Source organism: Haloferax sp. YSSS75 (assembly GCF_046764215.1).
Lineage (GTDB): Archaea > Halobacteriota > Halobacteria > Halobacteriales > Haloferacaceae > Haloferax.
This window is the reverse complement of the sequence record NZ_CP177206.1, coordinates 1668233-1694238: the sequence shown is the minus strand read 5'-3', so window position 1 is coordinate 1694238 and position 26006 is coordinate 1668233. Positions and strand designations below refer to the sequence as shown.

Below are 26006 nucleotides of genomic sequence, written 5' to 3'. Positions count from 1 at the left end.
TGAGAGGAGTCCCCCACGACGGATAGCGATTTTTTCAGTTCTGACCGCACTCTGGGCTAAGTCGCCCCGTACTCTCTTTCGACTCTCTACCAAATTCACCGCGGCAGTGCGAGGGGCGCGTCGACGACACCGCCGACGGACGTGTCCCTCTGTCGAAACGCGTATCCCGCTGACTGCCCCATCGTCGGGCGATGACACTCGACGAACTCACAGACGAGGTGGAAGCGGCCTACAGCGACGTTGGTTCCGAACTCGACGTCTCGTTAGACCGGGAGACGCGACACGAACTCGCCATGCTCCTCGCGCTCTACGACACCGACGACGTGAGCGAACTCGTCCGGCGCGGCATCCACGCGCTCTTCCAGTCAGAACTCGAACGGGGCAAACTCGACTTCCACATCCGACAGGGCTACGACGTCACCTACGACGAGTATCTCGCGGGCATGACCTACGACGAGATGACCGGCCAGTCGCAGGCACCGCCGCGCGACGACGTTCGTCGCTACCAGATGTGAGCGTCGTCTGTCGCCGCCGACGCTGAGCGTCGACCGGAACGCCGGCCTCAGCGCACCTCGATCTCGACCGATACGTCGCCGGTTCTGACGTACCGAGTCGGGTCGTCGGCGACGACGTCGAACGTCCGCAGGAGTATCACCAGTCGCTCTGTACCGACCGTCGCACGTAAGACGACGCCTTCGCCAGTCACGACGACGTACGGCGGGGCGGCGACTGGCGGTGCCGGCATCGGACGCCCGGTTGCAGTCACCGCGTCTGCAAGTGCGCGCGGGAGGCGCGAGAGCGCACCCGACCCGTCGAGTGCGCGGGCGAACGACGGGACGACACTGTCGCGGTCCGTCTGCGAATCACCGTCCCACTCTGCCGCGACGGCGTCTGCACACTGGCCGACGACGCGCAGGAGTCGCTCGTGTTCCTCGCGGAGGACGCGTTCCACGTCGTCGAGCGTCGACGAAAGAGGTGTGCCGTCTGTCACAGACAGGGGTGGGACCGGCATCGGATATAAACCACCGTGTATCCGAAGGGGCGGGTGTGAGAATCGAGCTAAGGTGTCGTTCGACCGCCGTCGACCACATCACATGTGGAGACGAACTGGACTCGGAATCGACGACAGTGGAGGAATCGACTACTGGGGCGTGGCCACGCCGACTGCATCCGACACCGACGCGTCGAGTAGACTGACCGCCAAGTCGAGTTCGCGCTCGGTTACGTCGAGCGGCGGCAGGAGACGGAGCGAACGAGTGCCGCATCCGAGGGTGAGCAAGCCGCGCTCGAAGGCGGCGTCGACGACAGCGTCACGGTGTGCCCTGGTGTCGAACTCGACGGCGACCATCAGGCCGAGGCCGCGAACGTCGATGATTTCTTCGGTCGTTTCGGTCGCTAATTCGAGGCGCTCGCGAAGGTACGCGCCCTTTTCCGTGGCGTTGGCTGCAAGGTTCTGTTGTTCGATAATCTCCAGCGTGAGTGCGCCCTGAATCGCTGCGAGGATGTCGCCCGCACCCCACGTCGAGGAGAGTCGAGACTCCTCGTCGGGGAAGATGTCGCTTCGCGAAATTGTCGCGCCGACGCGGAGTGCTTTGGCGCTCGTGATGACGTCCGGTTCGAGAGTGTAGTGGTCCGACGCCCACATCTCACCTGTCCGGGCGACGCCGGACTGGATTTCGTCGGCGATGATTGGGATGTCGTGAGCTTTGCAGAGAGCGTTCACCTCCCGCATGAACTCGTCGCTCGGCACGCGGTAGCCACCTTCCCCCTGGATGGGTTCGAGGACGAGAAACGCGACTTGCTCCGCCGGGAGGTGACCATTCGTACTGTCCAGTTTGGCTCGGAGGCGTTCGACACCCTCCATCGAGTAGGGTACGTCAACGATGCCAGAGACTTCGGGGAACTTCCGGCGGTGGACAGATTTCGAGCGGTTGAGCGAGAGTGCACCGAGTGTGCGGCCGTGGAACGCTCCCTCGAAGGTGATGCCGTACTTCGGTGATTCACAGTGGTCGTAACATATCTTTATCGCGTTCTCGACGGCCTCTGCTCCAGAGTTCGAGAGGAACACCGTGTCCATGTCGTAGCCGTCGGTGACCTCGGTCAGGAGGTCCATCAAGTGTGCGGGTCCCGGAAGCGACGTGTCGTCCGGGGTCCCTCCCGTGCTCAGGTAGAAGTCCTGTCCAGCGATTTTCATCGGGTCGATGAGGTCGAAGTCCTCCAGTCGGTCGATGAGTGCCGGGTTGTTGTAGCCGAGTGGTGCGGCCGCGACGTGGCTCGTGAAGTCCAGCAAGACGTTGTCGTCAGGGTCGGTACAGAACGGCCCGATTGCGTCTTTGGTCACGTCCCAGACGAAGTCGTAGACGTAGGTACTCGGGGCGGCGGACTGCTGGTGGTACGCCACCCACTGTTCAGCCTTCGGCCCCGGGAAGTCCCCAACACTCGGCTCGACGGTGTCTCGGTTCATGAACCAATGATCCGATAACATCGCATAAATCTTGTCAATTATAGCAATATCTGTTCTAATAGACGGTTTAGATTGGCATTCGTATTCATTTCACGGAAAGAGTTTTGATATATGCGAACGGCTTCGGGAGAGCGACAACTTCACTTCCGGCTGTCGCGCAGTCGAGTTCGTCATAGAGACGGGCTATTTCGAGTGAATCGGTGCCATACGCCGCTGGGAGGGGACTAGTTGGGGCGTTCGGCATTGCCAGACGCGGAGTGCCGGGACGGAGACGTTACCGCCGCCGGTCGTAGACCGCGGTTTCGAGGTTCAACTCGATGAGATTCGCCGTCTCCACTACGAGTTTCGGAACCTCGGTTTTGAATCGGTCACCGGTGAGTCGACTGGTCGGCGCGGTGACGCTCACTGCGCCGCACACCCCGCCGTCGACGCCGCGGATGGGCGCACCGACAGAGCGCATCCCTCGAATCTCTTCTTCGTCGTTGACCGCGTAGCCTCGTTCACGAATCTGTTCGAGTGTTGCGAACAGTTCGTCGCGGTCGGTGATCGTGTTTGCCGTCTGCTCGGTGAGTCCTTCGCTGTCGAGTATCGACCGAACCCGTTCGTCGTCGAACTGTGAGAGGAGCGCTTTCCCGCTGGCGCTGTAGTGGAGATGCTGGGGCGTCTCCCTCATTCGGAGGTGGTAGTCGGTGGCGACGGCGTCGTCGCCGCGACTCTCGTAAATCGTCACTTCGCGACCCTGTTGGACGAGGGTGAGGTGAGCGTACTCGTGGGTCCGGGCAGCGAGGGCGTCAACTTCCTCTTTGCCCGCGCGGTACAGCTGCGTCTCGTTTCTGACGCTCTCGCTCAAGGTGACGAACCGGAGTCCGAGCCTGTAGGACTGGCCGTCTCGCATGAGGAACCCCTCCTCTTCGAGCGTGGCAAGGTAGGTGTGAATCGTTCCCTTCGACGCGTCGAGTTCGGCGCAGATGTCACCGAGCGTCGGGTTCGAAAGCCGCTGGACCACTGAAACGATACGGCTCGCAGTCTGGACCGACTTGATTCGACGCGGTTCGTCTGGAGCATCGTACCCGCTCATCTGTCCACCGTCGACGGGCAGAGTCGGTGCGTTCCATATATCAAACGTCGGTCACCATCGAATCGGGAGCGCGGGAGGGTGCCGCACATCGTCACCGCTCCTCGACGTGGAATGTCACGCTGTCTGCGAGCCCCTTTTGTGCCGCGTCCACAACGTGGAGGCTCGCTTCGAGTTCGTGCACCCCCGGTGAGAGCGGCTCGTAGCCGTCTCCCTTGCGGACGAGTCCGGACCACGTGCGCTCGAACGTGTAGGACTGTGAGCCACGGAACCGGATCATCCGTGGTGGACTCTCGTAGTGCGCCTCGCGTTCACCCTCTGGCGTACCGTCGACGTACCAGCCCCAGAGCGTTGAGCAGTCGAGTGACAGCGGGATGCCGACTGCCGAGTGGTTAGTGATGGTGACGGTGAACTCGATTGGGTCACCGGGGGAGACCCGCGTCGTCTCGGTGTCGAGCGATACGTCCAGTGGGGCACCACCCAACCTGAGGAGTCGTCCAATCGTGTTCGAGACGACGGCACGGCGGGTGTCGTCGTCGCCGGAGTCCGAGACCAACCGGGCGTTCGACCCGGTGAGGTACGGGGCGATGAGGTCGTCCACCTCGGACCACCGCCCGCCTGTCCGGGTTTCTGTCTCGGTGTCCTCCAAGCTCATGAAACGAACCGTGGGCGTGTGCCGAGTTATATCTATCCGATGTGCTACCGAGCACCCTCTCATACGGGGGGGGTTACTTTTGTCCGAAAGGTGGCCCTACTACAGTATGCATCTGACCGAACGCTACGAAGGCCCCGTCGAGACTATCGTTTTCGCAGAGGGGGCTTTCGGTGAGACATCGGGAAAAACCGCAAACGGTGTCGTCGCTCACGGGACGCTCTTTGACGTGCGGGCCGTCGTCGACTCGACGAAGGCTGGCCGGTGTGCCACCGACGTGCTCGGGACTGACCTCTCGTCGAATCCCACGGTAGTCGCTTCGGTCGAGGAAGCACTGACCGAAGCGCCCGACGCGGGGGTTCTCATCCTCGGCGTTGCCCCCGTCGGCGGAACGCTCCCGCGTGATTGGATTCCCGAAATCGAGACCGCGATAGACGCCGGATGCGATGTCGTCTCTGGACTCCACGAGTTCCTCAGCGACAATCCTGAGTGGCGCATGCGAGCGGCTAACGCCGGCGTCTCGCTGGTGGACGTGCGGAAACCCCCCGAGGACAAACTCCGAGTGGCCGACGGACGCGTCGACGAGTGTGGCGCGGACGTGGTGCTGACCATGGGAACCGACTGCGCCGTCGGCAAGCGGACGACAACCTTCGAGCTGTACAACGCTGCCCGCGAACTCGGCCTCGACGCGGGTTGGGTCGCCACCGGGCAGACCGGCGTGATGATTGGTGCTGACGCCGGTGTCGTCATCGACCGGGTGCCTGCCGACTTCCTCGCCGGTGTGGTCGAAGACCTCGTCTGTTCAGTCGCCGAGGACTACGAACTCGTCTTCGTCGAAGGGCAGGCGTCACTTTCGCACCGCGCGTACTCGGCCGTGACGCTCGGCCTCTTACACGGGTCGAACCCCGACGTGGTCGTCATCGCCGACGAACCTGGTCGGAACACGCGCGACGATTTCGACCGCTTCGAGGTCGAGTCGCTCCCGGAGGAGATTTCGCTCATCGAGCACATCTCGCCGACGACGGTGGCCGCCGTCTCGACGTGGGGTGATGCCGTCAGAGTCGAATCCGAAGTCGGCCTGCCGGCAGGAAACGTGTTCGAAGACGGCGGAACCGACGCCATCCTCGGGGCCGTACTGGAGGCGCTGTGAGCAAAATCGTCTCGGTCGATGTCGAACCGCTCGACTTGCCACTCATCGAGCCGTTCGAAATCGCTCTCGGAACCCAGTACGAAGCCCCGAACGTCCTCGTGACCGTCGAGACGGAATCCGGGGTCGTCGGCTACGGTGAGGGGTCGCCAGACCACTACGTCACCGGTGAGACGCAGGGTGCGACATTGGATACGGCGACCCACGCCACTGATCTCCTCGTCGGCAGCGACGTGGCCGACTACCGCGCTGTCATCGAGTCACTGCACGCGACGTATCCGGGCGCGGTGTCGGCGCTCTTCGCCCTGGAAACCGCGATTATCGACGCGTACTGTCGCGAGCGTGAGATACCGATGTCGGAGTTCTTTGGCGGGACGCCCGAACCGGTGCAGACCGATATGTCGATACCAATTCATCCGCCAGAAATCGCCGCCGAGCGGGCCTCGTCGGCCGCCAATAATGGTTTCGAGACTATCAAGGTAAAAGTCGGACAGGGTGTCGAAACCGACCTCGAACGACTTCGTGCGGTGGCCGAGGCCGCACCCGATGCGACGCTCACCGTCGACGCAAATCAAGGCTGGTCCGTCTCTGAAGCCGTCCAGTTCGACGAGGCCGTCCACGACGCGGGCCTCCCCCTATCACTCCTCGAACAGCCCGTAGTCGAGACCGACGTAGCAGGGTTGGCGAACGTTCGGAACCGGACGAAGACGCCCGTCGCGGCCGACGAAACAGTGTTTACCCCAGAAGACGCTACGCGCGTCGTCCGCGAGGACGCCGCCGACGTAATCAACATCAAACTGGGTAAGTCGGGACTTCTCGGTGCGGCCGACATCGCCGCCATCGCCCGCGCCGCGGGCCGCGACCTGATGGTCGGGTGCATGCTGGAGAGTTCCATCGGTATCCACACGAGCGCCCATTTCGTCGCTGGCACCGGCGGCTTCTCTCACGTCGATTTGGACGCGACACACCTCCTCGCCGAAGACGTGGTCACGAAATCGTCCGGACCGACGCACGATATCGAAGGGCCCGGTCACGGAATCATCCCGAACGTCTGAGCTGCCTTCGAAACTCGTTCGACCGTCGGCCTTCTGGACCGCCCATTCTACAAAAAAATCGGTACCTACCATCCTAGGGGTTCGATATATGGCCTCATTTGACGAACGCTCTGAAACTGTGAGTGACATCGTTTTCACCGACGCACGAATTGTCGACGGGACCGGGTCCCCGTCGTTTCGCGGCCACGTCGCCGTTCGAGACGGGATTATCGAGCGGGTTACACGAGGCGCGCCGCCGGACGGCGACCGTATTGTAGACCTCGACGGTGCCGTGCTCGCACCGGGGTTTGTCGAAGCACATTCACACTCCGATTTCGAGGTCTTCGCCGACCCGAAGCTCACGCCGAAAGCCCATCAGGGCATCACGACCGAGATACTCGGACAGGACGGGCTCGGTCCGGCTCCGGTCTCCGCAGAACGGGCCGACGAGTGGTCCGCCCGGATGTGGGCGCTCAGCGGTTCGGTCGAGTCTGCACCGACATTCGAGTCGATGGGCGCGTACCTCGACGCCGTCGACGAGGCTCGACCGGCGCTGAACCTCGGTATCCTTGCGGGACACGGAACTATCCGTCACGAGGTGCTTGGGATGGAGGGACGAACCGCGACGGCGGACGAACTCGAGGAGATGCAAGCGTTACTCCGCGAGTCGTTGGACGATGGCTGTCTGGGCCTCTCGACGGGGCTCATCTACCACCCGCAAATCCACTCCGATACCGACGAGTTGCGGGCCCTCTGTGAGGTGCTTTCACCGACGAACCGACCCTTCGTCGCCCACATTCGAAGTGAGGGTCACTGGCTGTTCGAGGCGATGTACGAGTTCATCTCGGTCGGCTACGAAACGGACGTCCCGCTGCATCTGTCGCACTTCAAGCTCTCGGGGCGCAAGCAACACGGGAAGGCCGACCTCGCCGTCTCGTTTCTCGAAATCGCCCGCGAGATGGGCGTAGACATCACCGCTGACCAGTACCCCTACATCGCCGGGAGTACGTCGTTGTCTGCCGTGTTGCCTCCGTGGGCCCACGGCGAAGGCGAAGCGCGGACATTGGAACTCCTCTCGGATCCCGAGTCGCGGGCGCGGATGGCTGCCGATATCAAGGAGTTCCGCATCCCCTTTTGGGAGAACGACGCCGGCACAGTCGGCTGGGAGAACATCCGCATCGCCGACGTGGGTTCCGAGCGAACGAAATTGGAGGGGATGACTATCTCCGAAATCGCCGAATCACGCGACTGCAACCCACTTGACGCCTGTCTCGACCTACTGGTGGAAGAAGAACTCGATGTACGCATCGTCATCTTCCTCGGCAGGGAAGACGACGTGGAAACCATCTTCAAGTCGCCGTTGACCTGCGTCGGCTCCGACGGCCTCGTAAGCAAAAACCCGCACCCACGACTCTACGGCACCTATCCCAAGATTCTCGACGAGTTCGTTCGCGAACGAAACCTCGTCTCCCTCGAAGAGGCGGTCCGGAAGATGACTGCGCTCCCGGCCAGAATCTACGGTCTGCAGTCGAAGGGGGTACTCCGAGAGGGGATGGACGCCGATCTCGTCTCCTTCCGACCGGAGTGGGTCGCAACAGACTCTAGCTACGACAACCCGAAACGACTCCCGACCGGTATCGACCACGTCGTCGTTGATGGCGAATTCGTCATCCACGATGGTGTGCAAACCGATAGACGGCCTGGTAAAACTATCAGATCAGAACCGTACACTGATTGAGCGAGATACCGCGATCAATCCCGTTCGTCGTGTCGGATTTTTACACCTAGTAAGCAAGGTATCCCCTATTAGTCCATGTGTCGGGAACGAATACCAGTGCGAACCAATGACAGACAATAACAAGGTGGCTCTCGACCGGCGTACGTTACTAAAGGGAGTCGCAGCGGGTGCATCCGTGGGACCAGCCACGCTCCTCGCAGGCTGTACCGGCGGCGAGCCGAAGACTGACGTTGGCACGTCGACCACCGAATCGGACGAAGCTGCCACCGAAACAGGCGGAGAAGCCACGGCCGAGGCAAACGGTTCGTTTAGCCTTCGTATCCTTCTCGACCACCCGTTCGACCGTTTCGACCACAACACTGGCTGGATGGGCCCGCCGGCGCGAGACATCTACCAGAATCTGGTCGACCGCGCCTACGACATGACGCTGCAGCCGGGGATGCTCAAAGGGTGGTCCTTCGAGAACGGCAATATGGACCTCGTGATGACGCTCCGTGAGGGCATCACCTTCCACGACGGTTCCGCGTTCGATGCCGACCACGTCAAGTGGTTCCTGCTCGACTACCTACTGAACGGAAGCGGGACCAGCTACATGGTCGACGGCATCATCGACGACGTGGTCGCCGAGGACACTCACACGGCGCGCTTGAAGCTCTCTGCGCCCGCGCCGAACCTGCTGTGGAACCTCAGTTCCGCTTACGCGGCCGTCCCGAGTAGGGACGCCTACGAGGAATACGGCGAGGACTATGGCCGGACGATTGCGGTTGGCTCCGGCCCCTACAAGTGGAAATCCCGAGACGGCGATAGAAACCTGGTTCTCGAACGGTTCGAGGAGTACGACTGGTCGCCCGAGTGGATTGGCCTCGAAGGGGCGGGGAAGGCCGCCGAAATCACCTACGACGTGATTACGGAGACGTCGTCGCGGACCGCTGCGCTCGAAACCGGCGAGGCAGACGCCATCCTCACCGGTCTGCCGTCCACGAAGGTGCAGGCGTACGAGAACAACGACGAGATAGACGTCCACAGGGCCGAAGGTAGACAAGTCCGGTGGCTCGGGTTCAACCTCGACCCCGAGAGGGCGGGCGTCATCGCAGAAGACCTCAACCTCCGGAAGGCTATCAGCTTCGCAATCGACCGCCAATCCATCGTGGATGGGCTCTTTCAGGGCCTCGGTCAGCCTGGGGTGAATCTGCTCCCCCCGACGGTGGCGGCACAGGATATCGGCGACGAGTACAACCACACCTTCGACCTCGACAAAGCCACCTCGCTCATGGAAGAGGCGGGCTGGACCGTCAATCCCGGCGGCGTGAGTACGAAAGACGGCGTGGAGGCGTCGTTCGAACTACTGACGACTAACGCCAGCACTGCCCGGAATCTGGCGACAGTCTACCAAGAGCAGGCGTCGAAAATCGGCGTCGAACTCAAGCCAAAGGTCGTCGACGAGGCAACCGTCCAGTCACGCATCAAGAGCGGCGACTTCGAGACAATCGTCGAGGGGTACACGTGGCAGAATGCGGATATCCTCGACTGGTTCTTCGCATTCGACATGACGCCGTACCCTGCGTGGTTCGGCGTGCAGGAAGGCCGCGAGGCAGACGACCGAGCGAACGAACTCATCGAGGCTGGCATGAGCGCAGGGTCGTGGGAAGAGCGCATCCAAAAGTTCAAGCGGGCCAACGAGTACCTGATGGAAAGTCTCGTTCCGGCGGCCCCCGTCCACTACCCAGAGGGCATTTCCGCCGCCCGGGCCGACCTTGATGGCTACAAGTTCTTCACCCTCGGTACGACGGTTGAAACCATCACGAAATAGCGCGACCAGCCACCCACGAACCCACTATGAAACTGTATCAATACGTTGCCCGCGGGCTGTTGGCGATGGTTCCGAAACTCCTGATAGTCTCGGTCGTCGTGTTTTTGCTCATCCAACTCCCGCCGGGTTCGCCCGTCGATTTGCTCGCACCACCGCGAGCGAGTCCCGAAGTAATCGCCGAGTTGACTCGGAAGTACGGTCTCGACAGGCCGCTGTACGTCCAGTACTTCTCGTGGCTGACGAACCTCGTTCAGGGCGATTTCGGCACGTCTATCAAGACCGGTCAGCCGGTGCTGGAGATGATTCTAGTTCGGCTCCCCATTACGCTCCGATTTACCACGCTCGGGTTGGTGCTCATGTACGTCATTGCTATCCCTGTCGGTGTCATCTCGGCGCTCCGACAGCACACGTGGGTCGACTACGTCTCGATGGGGTTCGTCCTCCTCGGCGTCTCGTTCCCGGCGTTCTGGGTCGGTATCCTGTTCCTTATGATATTCGGCGTCCACCTCGAGTGGGTCTCTGTCGCGGGCTACGGGACGCTCGGCTTGCTTCTCATGCCGGCCGTCGCCTTGGCGCTCCGAGGAAGCGCTGTCGAAGCCCGCGTCATGCGGTCGTCGATGGTAGAAACCATGCAGGAAACGTACATCCAGATGGCGCGAGCGAACGGGCTTCCGAACCGTAGTATCGTCTTCAAACACGCACTCCGGAACGCGCTCTTGCCCATCGTCACGCTCCTCGGGCTTCGGCTCGGATGGGTCATCGCTAGCGGCGTGGTACTCGAAATCGTCTTCTCGCGACCGGGTGTCGGTCGGCTGATGGTCAACAGCATCTTTGGACGCGACTACCCCGTCGTACAGGGGATTCTGCTCATCCTCGCGGCGGCCATCATGTTTGGGAATCTCTTCGCTGACACGCTCTACAGCGTCATCGACCCACGAATCAGATACGACTAAACCATGTCCGACAACGAACTCAACGTCGATTGGGAAGCGCTCGAAGCACGCTGGGACGACGAACTCGACGACATCGACTCGCGGGCCGCGCGGGTCGACCGCGCGCTGACGGTACTTCGGCGTCTGAAGCGCCACAAGCCGGCGGTTTTCGGCGCGTTTGTCGTCGTTCTCATCCTCGCAACCGCGGTCTTCGCGCCGTTTGTCTCACCCTACGAGCCCTCTGAACAGGATCTCACGAACACGCTCTCGTCCCCGTCGAGCGACCACCTCCTTGGAACCGACGCCTTCGGTCGTGACATCCTCTCGCGTATCATCTACGGTTCGCGTATCTCGCTTCAAATCGCCGTCACGGCGGTTGGCGTGGCGCTCGGTATCGGTGTCATCTTGGGCGCGCTCGCGGGGTACTACGGCGGCTGGATAGACACAGTCATCCAGACTGCGGTCGATATCACGTGGTCGTTCCCGGCGGTCCTCGTCGGGCTCGCGCTCGCGGCGATGCTCGAACCTAGCTTGACGAACATCATGGTCGCGGTTGGCCTCGTGTTCTGGGGGCAGTACGCCCGCCTCGTCCGGGGAGAGGTCCTCTCGCTACGCGAGCAAGACTTCACCAAAGCGGCGAAAGCCATCGGCTCGACGGACTCGCAGATTATCTTCCGCCACCTGCTTCCGAACGCCGTCATGCCCGCCTTCGTCGTCGCTACGCTGATGATGGGACAAGCCATCGCCGTCGAGGCGTCTCTGTCGTTCCTCGGACTCGGCGCGCAACCGCCGAGCCCTTCGTGGGGTGTGATGCTCGCATCGGGCCGTGACTACATGCGAACCGCGTGGTGGATTTCGACGTTCCCCGGCCTGGCTATCGTCGTCTTCATCCTCGGCTTCAACCTGCTCGGAGAGGGCCTCAGAGATGCACTCGACCCGAAAATCAACAGATAACCGAATGACAAAAGTACTCGAAATAGACGGATTACAGACTCACTTCCACACGGAAGCTGGCGTCGTCCGCGCGCTAAACGGTGTCAACCTCGCCGTCGGCGAGGGTGAGACGGTCGGCCTCGTCGGCGAGACCGGAAGCGGAAAGTCAGTGACTGCGATGAGCGTCATGCGACTCGTACCGAGTCCTCCGGGTGAAATCGTCGCCGGTGAGATTCGGTACAACGGCGAGAATCTCCTCGACAAATCACCCGAGGAGATGCGGGCCGTGCGCGGCAGTGACATCGCCATGGTGTTTCAGGACCCGTCGTCCTCGCTCAACCCGGTGTACACGATTCGCAACCAGATGCTCGAAGTCATCCGGGCGAACCGTGACGTGTCGAAGTCAGAAGCTAAGGCCATCGCCCACGAGACGCTCGCGGAGGTGGAGATGCCGCGACCGGACGGCGTCCTCGACAGCTACCCGCACGAACTCTCCGGAGGGATGAAACAGCGCGTCATGATCGCCATGGAACTGGCGTGCGACCCAGACCTCATCATCGCCGACGAGCCAACTACGGCACTGGACGTGACCATCGAAAAGAAGGTACTGTCCATCTTCAAACGCCTCGTCGAAGACCACGACCTCTCAGTCCTGTGGATTACGCACGACCTCGGCGTTGTCGCACAGTTCTGTGACCGTGTCGGCGTCATGTACGCCGGTGAAATCGTAGAGTTCGGGACGGTCCACGACATCTTCAAGCGACCGACCCACCCGTACACACGCGAGTTGCTGAAAACCATCCCAAACATCGCCGAGCCACGTACCGAACTCGGTGTCATCGAAGGGTCCGTCCCGAACCTCATGAACCCGCCGTCTGGCTGTCGGTTCCACCCCAGGTGCCCGGACGCAGAAGAACGGTGTCGAAGGCAGGAACCACCGTCGATACGCGGTGCGGACGACCACGAGGCTGCCTGTCTCGTCCACGACGTCGAAGACAGCGGGAATGCCGAGTCGAGTGAACCGACCGACGGCGGTTCGGGAGGTTCCCAATGAGCGCACCCACGCAAGAGACCCGTTCTGAGGTCGACCCGGACGACGAACCAGAGTCACTGCTGTCGATTCGGAACATCGAGAAGTACTACCCGATAACGAAGGGGATATTCCAGAAGCACGTCGGTGATGTCAAAGCCGTCGATAACGTGTCGATGGACATCCATCGTGGGGAGACCCACGGGCTCGTCGGGGAGTCTGGGTGCGGCAAGAGCACCCTGTTGGAGACTATCATCGGCCTTCGGTCGCCGACGGCGGGGGAAGTCTACTTCCGCGGTCAGCCGATGACCGAACTATCGCCGGGCGAGATGCGCGCCCTCCGTCGCGAGATTCAAATCGTCTTCCAGAACCCCGATAGTTCGCTCAATGCGCGGATGACCGTCGAGAGAATCGTGAGCGAACCGCTCCGGATTCACTCGAATGCGACGAATCGACAGATCACGGCCCGCGTCCTCGATTTGATTCACGAGGTCGGGCTGAACACCGAACACCTCGGCCGGTTCCCGCACGAACTATCAGGCGGGCAGAAACAGCGCGTCGCCATCGCACGGGCACTCGCGACTAATCCGTCGCTCGTCGTCTTGGACGAACCGACGAGTGCCCTCGACGTGAGCGTGCAGTCGCAGATCCTCAACATGCTCGACCGACTCAAGGAGGAACACGACCTGACGTACGTCTTCGTCACCCACGACCTCTCCGTCGTCCGGCACATCGCTGACCGCATCTCGGTGATGTACCTCGGGAACGTGGTCGAGCGCGCACCGGCAGACGAGTTGTTCGAGTCCCCGAGACATCCTTACACCAAAGCACTCCTCTCGGCGGTTCCCGTCCCCGACCCGGACTACGTCGCCCCCGACGAAATCGTCCTCTCGGGCGACGTTCCGGACCCGAGCAACCCGCCGGCGGGGTGCCGGTTCCATCCGCGGTGTCCGGTCGCAACCGAGGCGTGCACGGACGGGTTCCCCGAGTTCGAGCCCCATGGTGAGGCGCTGGTGCGGTGTATCCGAGTCGACGAAGAGACGAAACTCGACTAAGCAATCGTCGAGATAATCTATCCCCGAGACCCTCGCAGAACAGAACTCAAGCCACTCTCCCCGCTACGAGACGCCCCCACAGCGAGGCACCCGAAAACCGAATCGCATCCCTACGTCCGACCGTGTCTGTTCTGGAGAACGTCGATGACGGTCCGGACGATTTTCTGTTCACCTTTTCGCAGGTGTTCGAGGCACGTCGGCCCGGAGACGCCCAGCTCCTCGGCGATTTCGTTCGCAGTTGCGTGCCGCGGCCAGTTGTAGTAACCGTGTTTGTCGGCGACGAGGAGACTCTGCGTCTGTCGGGGAGACAGGTCGTCGTATATCCGGTCGACGAGGTCGGTGAACACCGTATCTTTACCCGAGTCGAACCCTCGAATCGACTGGATCTCGGCGTTGTAATCGTCTTCGATACGTTTGAGCGTACTCCCGATGTCCGAGGGATTCATCAGCACGGACCAGTGTTCGACTCCGTTGGTCGCCCGGACCGGTTCGATAGGCATGATTTCGGAGTCCGCGATGGCGTTGTTGACGCTGTGGTCGTCGTCGTAGTCGACCATCAATCGGGCGCGTCGGTCGACGCGGTCGAGGACGTTGAGGTAGTTCACGTCGGGGTGGTCTCGAATTCCGTCGATGACGCCGTCGAGGTCGGTACTCGCCCCGTCGTCGAGGTAGAGGATGATGTCGGTCTTGATGCTCTCTTCACCGTGGTAGAAGGCTTTCTCGATGACGTGGGACCCAGAGAACTTGCTGGTGACATCGATCATCCAACACCCGTCGTGTTTCAACCGAATCGAGTACTGCTTTTTATCTTCACCGTAGTACTCGGCGCCTCTGGGATCGTCTGTGTGACTCACTACCACGGTATCGTGGCTGTCGAACCTTAGCCCTTCCCGTCGCGGCGGTCAAGTGAAGTATCGGAGGCGTATAAGCGGGCAGTTCGATAGACTGCCGTTCCCGGACGATTTTTCCCGTCGCACCCCCCGAGTACGCACATGGATATCACAGACATCGAGGAACTCATCGAGTCGAACATCGAAGACGCCGAGGCGACTGTCTCGCGTCCCCGGTCCTACGACGAGAACCACGAAGACGACCACTACGCCGCCCTCGTCGTCTCGCCCGCCTTCGAAGGCAAGTCGCTCGTCCAGCAGCACCAACTCGTCTACGACGCCCTCGGCGAGCACATGACGACGGACATCCACGCGATGGAACTCAAGACCTACACGCCAGAAGAGTACGAGGCACTCGAAGGGTAGTCGGACGCAGACAGAATTCGAACGCAGACAGAATTCGAACGCAAGCAGAATTCGAACGGAAGAGAGATTCCGAAGAACCGAACTCAGATTTGTGGGTCGGGTTCGGAGAGTTCCGCATCGTCGAGCGAGCGGTTCTGAAGCACTGCGCCCGTCTCGGCGTCGAAGATGTGGACGGCGTCTTCGGGAATCTGTACGTTCACCGTCTCACCGCTCTGGACCTGCCGCATCCCACCGATAGTGGCGACGAACCGCGTGTCGTCGTCGAACTGCAGGTAGACGGCGTTCTCGTTGCCCATCGGTTCGACAACGTCGACGGTGGTCTGGTAGGTGTGGTCGCCGTTCGGGTCCGCGACGAGTTCGATATCCTCCGGTCGGATACCGAGCGTCACGCGTTCGACGCCGCCGATTGCGGCCTGTGTCGAATCGGACAGCGCGTAGGTGAAGGCGTCGTGGACGAGCGAGTCGCCTTCGACGTCCATCTCGAAGAAGTTCATCGACGGTTCGCCGATGAATCCGGCGACGAACCGGTTGGCGGGGCGGTGATACGCTTCCAGCGGTGTCGCGACTTGCTGGAGTTTGCCGCCGTCCAAGATAGCGATTCGGTCGCCCATCGTCATCGCCTCCGTCTGGTCGTGGGTGACGTACACTGTCGTGACGCCCAGGTCCTCCTGCAATCGCTGGAGTTCCGTCCGCATCTGCGAGCGGAGTTTGGCGTCCAGATTCGACAGCGGTTCGTCCATGAGGAACACCTTCGGGTCGCGGACGATGGCACGCCCGAGGGCGACACGCTGTTGTTGCCCGCCGGAGAGTTCACCGGGTTTGCGTTCGAGCAGTTCCTCGATGTCGAGCATCTCTGCCGTCGCTTCGACTGTCTCGCGAATCTCGGCCGCCGGGAGGTCCGTCGACTCTTCGAGTCCGAACGACATGTTCTCGCGGACGGTCATGTGCGGGTAGAGCGCGTACGACTGGAACACCATCGCGATGTCGCGTTCCTTCGGGCGCTTTCCTTTCAGTGGCGTCCCGTCCAACCGGATTTCGCCGTCCGAGATGGACTCGAGTCCCGCAATCATCCGCAGGGTGGTGGACTTCCCGCACCCTGATGGGCCGACGAGGACGAGGAACTCGCCGTCGTCGATATCTATCGAGACGTCGTCTACTGCGGTGACGTCGTCGAACCGTTTCGTGACCGAATCGAGTGTGAGTTGAGCCATTTACGTTTCACCTGCGACGCCTTTTGCGAACTGTTCGCCGAAGAGGACGTAGATGACGAGCGTCGGCAGCGCCGCGATGAACGCGCCCGCCATCTGCACGTTGTACTGTTGGACCATCGAGCCCTTGAGCGTGTTGAGCGCGATGGTAATCGGTGCATTCGAGGGGTCGCTCACGAGCACCAGCGCGAACAACAGGTCGTTCCAGATGTTCGTGAACTGGTAGATGAGCGCCACCGCGAACATCGGTTTCGAGAGCGGCAAGACGATTTTCCGGTAGATTCGGGCCGGCGTTGCACCGTCCAGTCGTGCCGCTTCGAGCATCTCTCTGTCGAGCGAGAGGTAGTAGCCACGGAAGAGGACGGTACAGATTGGAATCCCGTAGGCCGTGTGCGTCACGGCGAGTTCGATGAGGCCGGCACGGTCCGCCATCGCCGTGAACAGACCCGGCAGTACTGGGAGGAACGAAATCGCACCTGCCATGGACGTGAACAGGTTGGCGATATCGACCATCGCCCAAAAGCGGGTCAGTGGAACCAGCACAGACTGGTAGGGGATGAACACGCCGGCGACGAACAGGACGAGCACGCCGACCTGATACCGCCAGTCGAGGTTGGTCATCCCGTAGGCCGCCATCGACCCGAGGAACGCCGAAAACACCGCCGCCGGCACGGTGAACAGGAGACTGTTCACGAGTCCGGGGGCGAGTCTGTCGAACGCCTGCATCCACGGTTCGACGGTAAAGCCGTCTATCGGTGGTGGCGAGAACGGTGTCGTACTGAAGAAGACGTTCTGTGTCTTGAACGCCGTCATCAGTCCCGTTTCGAGCGGTGCGAGATAGAAACCAATCATCACGACGAGCGTCGCGTAGATGCTGACTCGTCGAAGGTTGACGTCGCGAAGGGAGTCTGTCGTACTCATAGTTCACCTCGCTGGTACTGGCGGTAGAGATACGGCGCGATGACGCCGAGCGCCATCAGGAACAACACCGTCGCGATGCCGGACCCGTAGGCCCAGTTCGTGGACATGAACGCCTCGCGGAACATCATCACCGAGAGGATGTCCGTCGACGGCCCGGGGTTCGGGCCGAACATCACGAACAGGAAGTCGAACGCCTTCAGCGCGAACACCATCAACACGACGGCGGCGCTCGTCGTCGACGAGCGGAGTTGCGGGATGATGACCCGCCAGTACATACGGACCGTCGACGCGCCGTCGGTTCGGGCCGCCTCGTACTGTTCTGTCGGTATCGCCTGCAATCCGGCGAGATAGACGACCATCGCGTAACCCGAGAACTGCCACATCAACGCGAAGATGACCGACGCGAGTTTGAACCGCGGGTCGGAAAGCCACGCCTGCGTGAGCGCGTCTAACCCGACTGCGCGAAGCGTCTCGTTGATGAGTCCGATTCGGGGGTTGTACATCCACGACCAGAAGATGGCCGTGACGACGAACGAGAGACTCATCGGCAACAGGTAGATGGTCCGGAACGTGTTTTCGAACCTGACGCCCTGGTCGACGAGAATCGCCAAGAGCAGGCCCAAGACGAGCGTGATGACGGTGAACGCGACGAGCAGTGCGACGGTGTTCCGCGTCGCGGCGAAGAAGTTCGACCCCGGTTCGAGCAACTCGTTGAACATCCGACTGTACATCGAGAGGTCGAAGTCCGCGTACTCGGGTTGGCCGAGTCCCTCCCAGTCGGTCAGCGAGATGACCGCGTTCCACGCGACGGCCCCGTAGACGAAAAGCCCCATCAGGAGCGCCGCCGGTCCCCAGAAGGGAATCGACCGGACGAAATCGCTGTCGAGGAACGACTGCACGTCGAACGAGCGACCACTCGTCACCGAGGAGTCGGCAGTGCCACCGTCTGCTCTGAGCGAGTCGGCGTCGCTGTCTGCAGCGCCGTCGCTGTCGGAACGTTCGTCGTCGTGGTCACCGCCCAGCACACCGAAAAGAATGCTGTTCATGTACGGCCTCTAGACGTCGAAGGCGTTGACGAGGTCCTCGTACGTGCCCTCGACGTCGTAGGATTCGAGGAACGCCGCGAACGCGCCTTCGATGTTGCTCTTGATTTCCGGCCGGACCGCCGTCCCGTGGGCGATGGTCGGCGGTTGCTCGTCAGAGTTGCTGAAGTCTTCGCTTTGGGCCTGCAGGAACGGACCGAACGCGTCCATCGACACGTCCGTGCGCGGGGGAATCGACCCCTTCTTCGTGTTGAACCGTTCCTGTGCGTCCGTCGTCCCACAGTACGTGAGGAACTTCTCCGTCGCGTCGGGCGAGGGGTTGTTCGTCGGGAAGACGAACGAGTCCATCACGAGGGAGTAGACGCCCTCCGTGCCGGGGTACGCGACGTTGCCCCAGTCGGAGTCGTAGGCGAAGTCGTCTGCCGCGTTGTACTGGCCCGCCGCCCAGTCACCCTGATGGATGAACGCGGCGTCGCCTTCGACGACCATCGAGTTACCCTGGTCCCACGAGATGGACCCGGCGTCCTCCGGGAAGTGGTCGCTGTAGTCGACGAGCGTCTGGAGTGCGCTCTTGACCTCGTCTTCGACGCTCGAAACGTCGCCGTTGGTAAACGTCTCGAACGCGCCGACACCGGCCTCACCGATGAGGATGGTCTCCCACAACTGGACCGTCGACCACGGCGACTGCGTCTGGTGGGCCATCGGCACTGCGTCCGTCTCGGACGCGACGGTTTCGAGGGCGCTCGTGAGGTCACTCGGCGATTCGATACTCGCCGGGTCGACGCCCGCGCTCTCGAGGACAGACGTGTTGTAAAAGAGGTTGTTGAGACGGTGGATGTTGATAGGGACGGAGACGAAGTTGTCGGTGCCGCCCTTCGCCGCCTCCTGGACGCCGTCGAGGTAGGCGTTCTGCATGTCGTTTTTGCCCCAGACGCTGTCTGAGATGTCGGTCAGGAGGTCAGCGTCCGTGTAGGGGAACAGTGCCTTCCCCGGCCAAATCTGGAACGTCGACGGCGGGTTCTGATTCAGCACTCGGTTCTTGATGACCGTGTCGAGTGCGCTCCCTGCACCACCGGGTGCGGGGTTGTTTTCGACTTCGACGTCCGGATACGCCTCCTGGAAACCTTCCAGAAGCGCGTTGAGCGCTTCCTGTTCACCACCTGCGGTCCACCAGTGAACGATTTCGAACGTCTGACCGCCGCCGCCACCGCCCCCCGACTCGGTGGTCGTCGTGTCGTCTGAACCACCTTCAGTCGTGGTATCTTCACCGCCGCCGCCACCACCACCGCCGGTACATCCGGCGAGGAGTGTCGCGCTCCCTGCACCACCTGCCAGTTTGAGGTACGTCCGTCGTGAGACGTCGTCAGCGAATGAGTTGTCAGTCATAATTATCGGACCGTTTGGTACCAACTAAGACATTTCATCACGATTAACTTAAACCTTCTCAACTAGACAATTCACTAACGAGTAAATTTTTACATATCTTATTGTTGGTTGTACAAAAATACAGTACTGAAATCCCATACAGCACAAAAGATTACTTTTCCAGTCACGTGTCGTTTGCGGCCGATTCGGTCAATTTCAGTCACGGACCAGTGGATTTTACCTCCCTACAGACGACGTTCGAACTATGGGAGACGACGATTACCGAATCGAACAGGACAGCCTCGGAGAGATGCAGGTTCCGGCGGACGCCTACTGGGGCGCACAGACGCAGCGCGCAGTCGAGAACTTCCCGATTTCGGGGATTACGTTCGGCCGCCGGTTCGTCCGCGCACTCGGCGTCGTAAAGAAGGCGGCCGCACAGGCGAACCGTGACCTCGGGATGATAGACGACGACGTGGCAGACGCCATCGTCGAGGCGGCAGACGAGGTCATCGCCGGCGAACTCGACGACCAGTTCCCAGTCGACGTCTTCCAGACGGGGTCCGGTACCTCGTCGAACATGAACGCGAACGAAGTCATCGCCAACCGCGCCGCCGAAATCATGGGTGAAGGCATCGGTGACCGGGTCGTCCACCCGAACGACCACGTCAACTTCGGCCAGTCCTCCAACGACGTGATTCCGACGGCGATGCACGTCTCCGCCCTCGAAGCAGTCGAGAAAGACCTTCTCCCCGCACTACAGACGCTCGCCGACGCCCTCGGCGACAAGGAAGCGGAGTTCGACGGCGTCGTCAAGACCGGACGCACGCACCTGCAGGACGCCACCCCAGTCCGCCTCGGACAGGAGTTCGGTGGCTACCGGACGCAGGTCGAAAAGGGCATCCGTCGCGTCGAGAACGTCCGCGAGCATCTCGGTGAACTCGCCCTCGGCGGCACCGCCGTCGGCACGGGTCTCAACACCCACCCCGAGTTCCCCGCGAAGGCCGCCGAGTACATGACCGAAGAGACCGGTGTCGAGTTCCGCGAGGCCGACAACCACTTCGAAGCCCAGGCCGCCCACGACGCGATGGCCGAGGCACACGGCGCGCTCCGCACCGTCGCCGGCTCCCTCAACAAGATTGCGAACGACCTTCGCCTGCTCGCGTCCGGCCCGCGCAACGGTCTGGGTGAACTCGAACAACCCGAGAACCAGCCCGGGTCGTCGATTATGCCCGGCAAAATCAACCCCGTCGTCGCGGAAGCGGTCAACCAGGTCCACAAACAGGTCGTCGGCAACGACGCCGCCGTCGCCGCCGGCGCGTCCGAAGGCCAAATCGACCTCAACCTCTACAAACCCGTCCTCGCGCACAACTTCCTCGAATCGGCCAAGCTCCTCTCGAACGCCTCCGAAGTGTTCGCCGAGCGCTTCGTCGCCAAACTCGAAGCCAACGAGGACCACTGTGCCGAACAGGTCGAACAGTCGATGGCGCTGGCGACGGCGCTCAACCCGGCTATCGGCTACGACAAGGCCTCGAAAGTCGCAAAGAAGGCGCTCGCAGACGGGAAGACGGTCCGTCAGGTCGCCGTCGACGAGGGTTACCTCACCGAAGAAGAGGCGGACGAAGTCCTCGACCCCGAGAAGATGACCCATCGCGGTATCCTCGGAGACGACTGAACCACCTGCGAGAGACGACCGTTTTTTCGAGCGTTATCCTCCACGGGAGACGGCGCTGTCTCGTGTCGGTTTCAGGACTGTTTTTTCACTTGTTTACGGCGGCGAATCGTTGTATTTACTCGCCCTTCGGTAGCAATCACCATCCCGCGTCCCCGTGACAGTCGTGACCGTGTGGTGAACTCTCACGATATTTCGAAAATCGGTATTTTGAAGCCTGAATTGGTTGTTTATACGGGTATGGCCGGACTGCAAGAGCAGCGGGCCCGCGGGCGAGACATGTTGGAGTGTCGAGGTTGTGGGGCCGTATTCCCAGAGGGACGAGCGACGAACGACGGGTGGACGTACGTGTGTCCCGAGTGTGGTGAGGTCGAAGGTATCGGCGAAGGACTCCGTCGACTCTAACTGCAGACTGACGCCGACTGCAGACTGAATCCTTTTTTACTCCCCCCGTCCCGAAGAGATACCAATGAGCGAGTACGACTACGAGGACCTCGGTCTCGTCGCGGGACTCGAGATTCACCAGCAACTCGACACCGCGACGAAACTGTTCTGTGGGTGTCCCACGGAACTCCGGGAACCCGACGACGCCGCACGGACGTTCACGCGGTTCCTGCACCCGACGAAGAGTGAGCTTGGCGAACTCGACGACGCCGCCCTCGAAGAGAGTCGCGTCGAACGCGAGTTCGAATATCTCGCCTACGACACGACCTGTCTGGTCGAAGAGGACGACGAACCACCGCACAGACTCGACGACGAAGCGCGCACCGTCGTGATGCAAATCGCGTCACTCCTCGACATGAACGCCGTCGACCAGGCGCACGTCATGCGCAAACTCGTCATCGACGGGTCGAACACCTCTGGCTTCCAGCGGACCACGCTCATCGCACAGGAAGGCGAGATTCAGACGAGCGAGGGTCCGGTCTCTATCGTGGACCTCATGCTCGAAGAGGAGTCCGCACAGCGCGTCGAAGAACGCGGCGACGACGTCCTCTTCAGTCTGGACCGACTCGGTATCCCGCTGGTCGAAATCGGAACCGGCCCGGACATCTCCTCGCCCGAGCAGGCACGCGAAGCGGCACAGACCATCGGCATGCTCCTGCGTTCGACGGGCAAGGTCAAACGTGGCCTCGGAACCATCCGACAGGACGTCAACGTCTCTATCGCCGACGGCGCGCGCGTCGAAATCAAAGGCGTGCAGGCGCTCGACCAAATCGACGAAATCGTCCGCTTCGAAGTCGGGCGACAGGCAGAACTCGTCGAAATCCGCGACGAACTCCAGTCGCGTGACGCCGCCGTCGGCGACGTAACCGACGTAACCGGCGTCTTCGAAGACACCGACTCGGGCGTCATCCGTGGTGCACTCGACTCCGGTGGCAAGGTCATGGGCGTCAGACTCGCCGGATTCGACGGCCTCGTCGGCCGAGAACTCCAACCTGACCGCCGCCTCGGGACAGAGTTCTCCGACCACGCCAAGCGCCACGGCGCGGGCGGCATCTTCCACACGGACGAACTCCCGGCCTACGGCGTCACCGAAGACGAAGTCGAGGCGCTCCGCGAGGCAGTCGGTGCCGGCCCCGACGACGCCGTCGCAATCGTCGCCGACGACCCAGAGACTGCTGACCTCGCTATCGACGCCGTCGCAGAACGCGCGGAAGTCGCCATCGAGGAAGTCCCCGAAGAGACCCGCGGTGCCAACGACGACGGCACGACGCGCTACCTCCGCCCGCTTCCCGGTGCGGCCCGGATGTACCCCGAGACGGACGTCATCCCGGTCGAACTCGACCCGAGCGACGTCGAGACGCCCGAACTCCTCACTGAGAAGGAAGACCGTTATCAAGACGAGTTCGGCCTCGACGCTGGCCTCGCAGAACAGGTCGCCTACGGCCGCAAGATGCCGCTGTTCGAGCAAGCAGTCGACGAGGGCATCGACGCGACGTTCGCGGCGGGTCTCCTCGAATCGACGCTCACGGAACTCCGCCGCGACGACGTCGCCGTGGAGGAACTCTCGGACGACCACCTCCTCGCTGTCATGCACCTCGTCGAAGACGGTGACCTAGCCAAAGAGGGCGTCAACGACGTGCTCTCGACCATCGCCGAGAACCCTGACCTCTCTGCCGAAGAAGCAGTCGAAGAAGCGGGTCTCTCCGGCGTCTCCGAGGACGAAGTTCGCGAGGCTATCGCGGAAGTCGTCGAACGCAACGCCGAACAGGTCGAACAGCAGGGCATGGGCGCGTTCTCCGCGCTCATGGGCGAAGCGATGGGCGCACTCCGTGGCAAGGCCGACGGTGGCGTCGTGAGCGACGTGCTCCGCGAAGAGATTCAAAAGCGGGCCTGAGTACACGGCACGTTCGGCGGGGGCGACTCGTCATCGCCTCGCTGAAAACCACCTTCTTTCAACGGATGCGGAGATATCTGACAATTTATTGTCCACATCTCTAAGATTATCTGGGAAATCACGACATATATATAACTACTTTTCTCGCCTATCTGGTGCGAGGAACTTGGTAACATGACTACTCCAGAAATCACCCGACGAGCAGCGCTGCGGCTAACTGGTGGACTTTTCGCACTCGGTGCGATGAGTGGGACAGCGGCCGCTAGAGACCACCACTACGGAAACGGAAACGGCATCGGGGCGTTCCTGAACGCTAAAGCACAGGGTAAAGACAGCCCGATCTGGACCTCCGGCGTCGCGAACATGAAGGGCAAAGACGTGGTCGAAGTCGACGTCGGGGTGATGACCTCACTCAACCTCCCAGAGGAATTCTTGCCACCGGGTGTCGAAGGACCTGACGAGGGGCCGTTCGCATTCGGGCCCAAAGCGATTCTGGTCTCGGCGGGAACGAAAGTCAAGTGGGTGTGGACTGGAAACCCGTTTGCGTTCTTCGACCCGGACAACCCGTGGCCACACAACGTTGTCTCACTCAAGATGGACGGTGCGGGACCCCTGTTCGGAAGCTCGTTCCAGGGGACTGGCACCTACGAATACACCTTCGACGAACCCGGAACCTACCCCTACTACTGCGCCCCACACGGATACCCGTACGAGGACGACAGCGGGTTCGAACTCAACCTCCTCGGAATGCGCGGGGCCGTCATCGTGACTCGCCGGTAATCTCCCGTCGCTTCTTCTGCCCACGTCCGGCCCACACGCGCCGGACGATGTACTCGATTCCCGTGACCAGCAGGACGACGGCCACGAACATCGGCCCGAAGAAGACGAACATCCCGAGCGCATCGGACTCGCCACGGACGTGGAGGAACGCCCACCAGACGAGTTCTGTGACGCCAAAGAGACCGACGAGTGGGACGACGAGGCCGTATCGGGCGTACAACCGCGCAGTAGCGTAGACGAACCCTGCTAAGACGAGGAGCGAAAACACGAGAACTCCGCCCATGGCAGTCGGATTTTCGGTGACTCCCGGCGGGAACGCGTCAGTGACGACTCTGGCGACGCCCCACACTGCGAGTGTCGCGGCGGCGAAGACAGCACCGAGAACCGCCGGAAGGAGTCGCTCGCTGGCGATTCGCTCCCGGGCCGCGTACACGACACCGACGAGAACGATGCCGACAGCAGACGCAACCGCGTGGGTCAGCAGTTGACTGCCGAGTACAGGGTCGGGCGTTCCCGGCACCTCACTGCACCTCGATTTTCGTCGCAGACTTTTCGGCAATCGCAGTCAATCGCTCGACACGTTCGTCGGTCGATGGGTGCGTCGAGAGCATCTCCGAGATGGGGTCGTCCAGCTCGACTTCGCCGTAGACCCACAGCGGCGACATCCCCCACTGGGGTTGTGCAGCGCGGTCTAGCTTCTTGAGCGCCGACGCCAGTGCCATCGGATTCCCCGTCACTGCGGCGGCCCGTGCGTCGGCGGCGAACTCACGCTTTCGTGATTGCGAGCGGATGAAGACCGTAAATCCGAATCCGAGGAAGCCAACGATGGTGTCCAATCCGAGACGGATTCGTCCCGGAATCGTCCGGTGCCACTCTTTCGGGCGTCCGCGAATCCACGCCGTCCCCAGCGCAATCCCCGTCGCGAAGAACGTCACTGGCGAGACGAAGAGGTAGCCGATGCCGACGAGCGTTTGGCCCATACTCGCCACGAGCGACTGTGAGAGTCCGTCTTTGCGTTCGAGGTGGGCGAGTTCGTGCGCGAGCAATGCTTCGAACTCGTCCACGTCGAGGAGGCGAAAGAGCGCCGTATCGAGGACGATGACGTCGCGGCCGAGTGGGTCGAGGGCCATCGCGTTCGGCGTGGTGAACCGCGCCAGTTTCAGCGCCGGTGGTTCGACGCCCATCTCCGCCGAGAGTCTGTCGAGGAGGCGGTGAACCGCGGGCGACTCAGACCGCGTCAAGTCACGGGCGTCGAGTCGACTGAGCAGTTGGAGCGTCCCGAACCGGAAACTCAGGTACCCGAGGACGACGACGACGGCCGACCCCACGAGCGCACTCGTCACCGGGTCGGGGCGAAGTCGCCACAGCGTCACCACTGCAAACGCGCTCAGGGCGCTGAGGAGGAGGTACGAGACGAGGACAGCGAGTCCGATGACGACCATCGGGGCGCGTGACCTGCGGGGGACCGAGACCATTCGGCGAGAGATACGCTCGCAAGTCTCAAACCGTTGTCGGGCGTCGTGAATTGCCGCACACCGCTACTTTCTCGACAC

At 61.7% G+C, this 26006-nt stretch carries 25 protein-coding genes; 14 read left to right on the top strand and 11 right to left on the bottom strand.

Translation table 11 applies throughout. The features are described from left to right. Positions 1 to 191: 191 nt before the first annotated feature. Entirely contained in the window at positions 192 to 515 is a 324-nt protein-coding gene (locus ACK3R5_RS08915; protein WP_411963710.1) for a hypothetical protein, read from the top strand. A gap of 47 nt (positions 516 to 562) precedes the next feature. On the opposite strand, the gene ACK3R5_RS08910 is transcribed toward ACK3R5_RS08915, so the two are convergent. From ACK3R5_RS08910 to ACK3R5_RS08895, 4 genes are all read right to left on the bottom strand, one after another. Next, positions 563 to 991 carry a hypothetical protein gene (locus ACK3R5_RS08910; RefSeq protein ID WP_411968651.1) on the bottom strand — a complete coding sequence of 143 codons (429 nt, stop codon included), beginning with the start codon at positions 989 to 991 and terminating at the stop codon, positions 563 to 565. Positions 992 to 1141: 150 nt separating this feature from the next. Further along, a complete protein-coding gene (locus tag ACK3R5_RS08905) occupies positions 1142 to 2464 on the bottom strand; it encodes an aspartate aminotransferase family protein (RefSeq protein ID WP_411966734.1) in 1323 nt (440 codons plus the stop codon). A 274-nt stretch (positions 2465 to 2738) separates the two neighbouring features. Then, on the bottom strand, positions 2739 to 3542 hold the full coding sequence (locus tag ACK3R5_RS08900) for an IclR family transcriptional regulator (protein WP_411966733.1): 804 nt from the start codon (positions 3540 to 3542) through the stop codon (positions 2739 to 2741). Positions 3543 to 3633: 91 nt separating this feature from the next. Further along, positions 3634 to 4194 (bottom strand): hypothetical protein, encoded by a 561-nt coding sequence (locus tag ACK3R5_RS08895; protein ID WP_411966732.1) that lies wholly within the window; start codon positions 4192 to 4194, stop codon positions 3634 to 3636. 106 nt (positions 4195 to 4300) lie between these two features. Here ACK3R5_RS08895 and ACK3R5_RS08890 point away from each other — a divergent pair, with 106 nt between their 5' ends. From ACK3R5_RS08890 to ACK3R5_RS08855, 8 genes are all read left to right on the top strand, one after another. Further along, positions 4301 to 5341 (top strand): DUF1611 domain-containing protein, encoded by a 1041-nt coding sequence (locus ACK3R5_RS08890; RefSeq protein WP_411966731.1) that lies wholly within the window; start codon positions 4301 to 4303, stop codon positions 5339 to 5341. Further along, the gene (locus tag ACK3R5_RS08885) at positions 5338 to 6393 is read left to right on the top strand and encodes a dipeptide epimerase (protein ID WP_411966730.1); all 1056 of its coding nucleotides are present in this window, start codon (positions 5338 to 5340) and stop codon (positions 6391 to 6393) included. The genes ACK3R5_RS08890 and ACK3R5_RS08885 overlap by 4 nt, the downstream gene beginning before the upstream one ends. 118 nt (positions 6394 to 6511) lie before the next feature. Further along, complete coding sequence (locus tag ACK3R5_RS08880) at positions 6512 to 8110, top strand: N-acyl-D-amino-acid deacylase family protein (RefSeq protein ID WP_411966729.1); 1599 nt, start codon at positions 6512 to 6514, stop codon at positions 8108 to 8110. A 175-nt stretch (positions 8111 to 8285) separates the two neighbouring features. Beyond that, positions 8286 to 9920, top strand: a complete 1635-nt coding sequence (locus ACK3R5_RS08875) for an ABC transporter substrate-binding protein (RefSeq protein WP_411966728.1) — start codon at positions 8286 to 8288, stop codon at positions 9918 to 9920. 26 nt (positions 9921 to 9946) lie between these two features. After that, positions 9947 to 10873, top strand: a complete 927-nt coding sequence (locus ACK3R5_RS08870) for an ABC transporter permease (RefSeq protein WP_411963701.1) — start codon at positions 9947 to 9949, stop codon at positions 10871 to 10873. A 3-nt stretch (positions 10874 to 10876) separates the two neighbouring features. Beyond that, a complete protein-coding gene (locus ACK3R5_RS08865; protein WP_411963700.1) occupies positions 10877 to 11806 on the top strand; it encodes an ABC transporter permease in 930 nt (309 codons plus the stop codon). Positions 11807 to 11810: 4 nt separating this feature from the next. After that, a complete protein-coding gene (locus ACK3R5_RS08860; RefSeq protein ID WP_411966727.1) occupies positions 11811 to 12839 on the top strand; it encodes an ABC transporter ATP-binding protein in 1029 nt (342 codons plus the stop codon). After that, a complete protein-coding gene (locus ACK3R5_RS08855; RefSeq protein WP_411966726.1) occupies positions 12836 to 13870 on the top strand; it encodes an ABC transporter ATP-binding protein in 1035 nt (344 codons plus the stop codon). Before ACK3R5_RS08860 ends, ACK3R5_RS08855 begins: the two co-directional genes overlap by 4 nt. Before the next feature lie 110 nt (positions 13871 to 13980). Here the strand turns inward: ACK3R5_RS08855 and ACK3R5_RS08850 are convergent, their stop codons facing one another. Then, entirely contained in the window at positions 13981 to 14634 is a 654-nt protein-coding gene (locus ACK3R5_RS08850; protein ID WP_411966725.1) for a helix-turn-helix domain-containing protein, read from the bottom strand. 228 nt (positions 14635 to 14862) lie between these two features. Here ACK3R5_RS08850 and ACK3R5_RS08845 point away from each other — a divergent pair, with 228 nt between their 5' ends. Then, the gene (locus tag ACK3R5_RS08845; protein ID WP_411966724.1) at positions 14863 to 15126 is read left to right on the top strand and encodes a BolA family protein; all 264 of its coding nucleotides are present in this window, start codon (positions 14863 to 14865) and stop codon (positions 15124 to 15126) included. 83 nt (positions 15127 to 15209) lie between these two features. Here the strand turns inward: ACK3R5_RS08845 and ACK3R5_RS08840 are convergent, their stop codons facing one another. Genes ACK3R5_RS08840 through ACK3R5_RS08825 form a run of 4 tightly spaced genes read right to left on the bottom strand, consistent with a single transcriptional unit; the run spans position 15210 to position 19684 of the window. After that, positions 15210 to 16337 (bottom strand): ABC transporter ATP-binding protein, encoded by a 1128-nt coding sequence (locus tag ACK3R5_RS08840; protein ID WP_411966723.1) that lies wholly within the window; start codon positions 16335 to 16337, stop codon positions 15210 to 15212. Continuing rightward, a complete protein-coding gene (locus ACK3R5_RS08835; protein ID WP_411966722.1) occupies positions 16338 to 17255 on the bottom strand; it encodes a carbohydrate ABC transporter permease in 918 nt (305 codons plus the stop codon). Further along, positions 17252 to 18301, bottom strand: coding sequence for a carbohydrate ABC transporter permease (locus ACK3R5_RS08830; protein WP_411966721.1), 1050 nt, complete (start codon positions 18299 to 18301; stop codon positions 17252 to 17254). Before ACK3R5_RS08830 ends, ACK3R5_RS08835 begins: the two co-directional genes overlap by 4 nt. A gap of 9 nt (positions 18302 to 18310) precedes the next feature. Next, on the bottom strand, positions 18311 to 19684 hold the full coding sequence (locus ACK3R5_RS08825; protein WP_411963692.1) for an ABC transporter substrate-binding protein: 1374 nt from the start codon (positions 19682 to 19684) through the stop codon (positions 18311 to 18313). Positions 19685 to 19928: 244 nt separating this feature from the next. Between ACK3R5_RS08825 and ACK3R5_RS08820 the strand changes: the two genes are divergently transcribed. From ACK3R5_RS08820 to ACK3R5_RS08805, 4 genes are all read left to right on the top strand, one after another. Next, positions 19929 to 21338 (top strand): class II fumarate hydratase, encoded by a 1410-nt coding sequence (locus ACK3R5_RS08820; RefSeq protein WP_411966720.1) that lies wholly within the window; start codon positions 19929 to 19931, stop codon positions 21336 to 21338. Positions 21339 to 21575: 237 nt separating this feature from the next. After that, a complete protein-coding gene (locus ACK3R5_RS08815; protein ID WP_411963690.1) occupies positions 21576 to 21740 on the top strand; it encodes an HVO_2901 family zinc finger protein in 165 nt (54 codons plus the stop codon). A gap of 64 nt (positions 21741 to 21804) precedes the next feature. Then, positions 21805 to 23673: a Glu-tRNA(Gln) amidotransferase subunit GatE gene (gene gatE, locus ACK3R5_RS08810; RefSeq protein WP_411966719.1), complete on the top strand. Its 1869-nt coding sequence runs from the start codon at positions 21805 to 21807 to the stop codon at positions 23671 to 23673. Positions 23674 to 23847: 174 nt separating this feature from the next. Then, entirely contained in the window at positions 23848 to 24453 is a 606-nt protein-coding gene (locus tag ACK3R5_RS08805; RefSeq protein ID WP_411966718.1) for a plastocyanin/azurin family copper-binding protein, read from the top strand. Here ACK3R5_RS08805 and ACK3R5_RS08800 read toward each other — a convergent pair. Together ACK3R5_RS08800 and ACK3R5_RS08795 are read right to left on the bottom strand one after the other, a co-directional pair. After that, positions 24434 to 24973 (bottom strand): hypothetical protein, encoded by a 540-nt coding sequence (locus ACK3R5_RS08800; protein WP_411966717.1) that lies wholly within the window; start codon positions 24971 to 24973, stop codon positions 24434 to 24436. The two genes, ACK3R5_RS08805 and ACK3R5_RS08800, sit on opposite strands and share 20 nt — an antisense overlap. A gap of 1 nt (position 24974) precedes the next feature. After that, on the bottom strand, positions 24975 to 25895 hold the full coding sequence (locus ACK3R5_RS08795; RefSeq protein ID WP_411968650.1) for a M48 family metallopeptidase: 921 nt from the start codon (positions 25893 to 25895) through the stop codon (positions 24975 to 24977). Positions 25896 to 26006 lie beyond the last annotated feature (111 nt).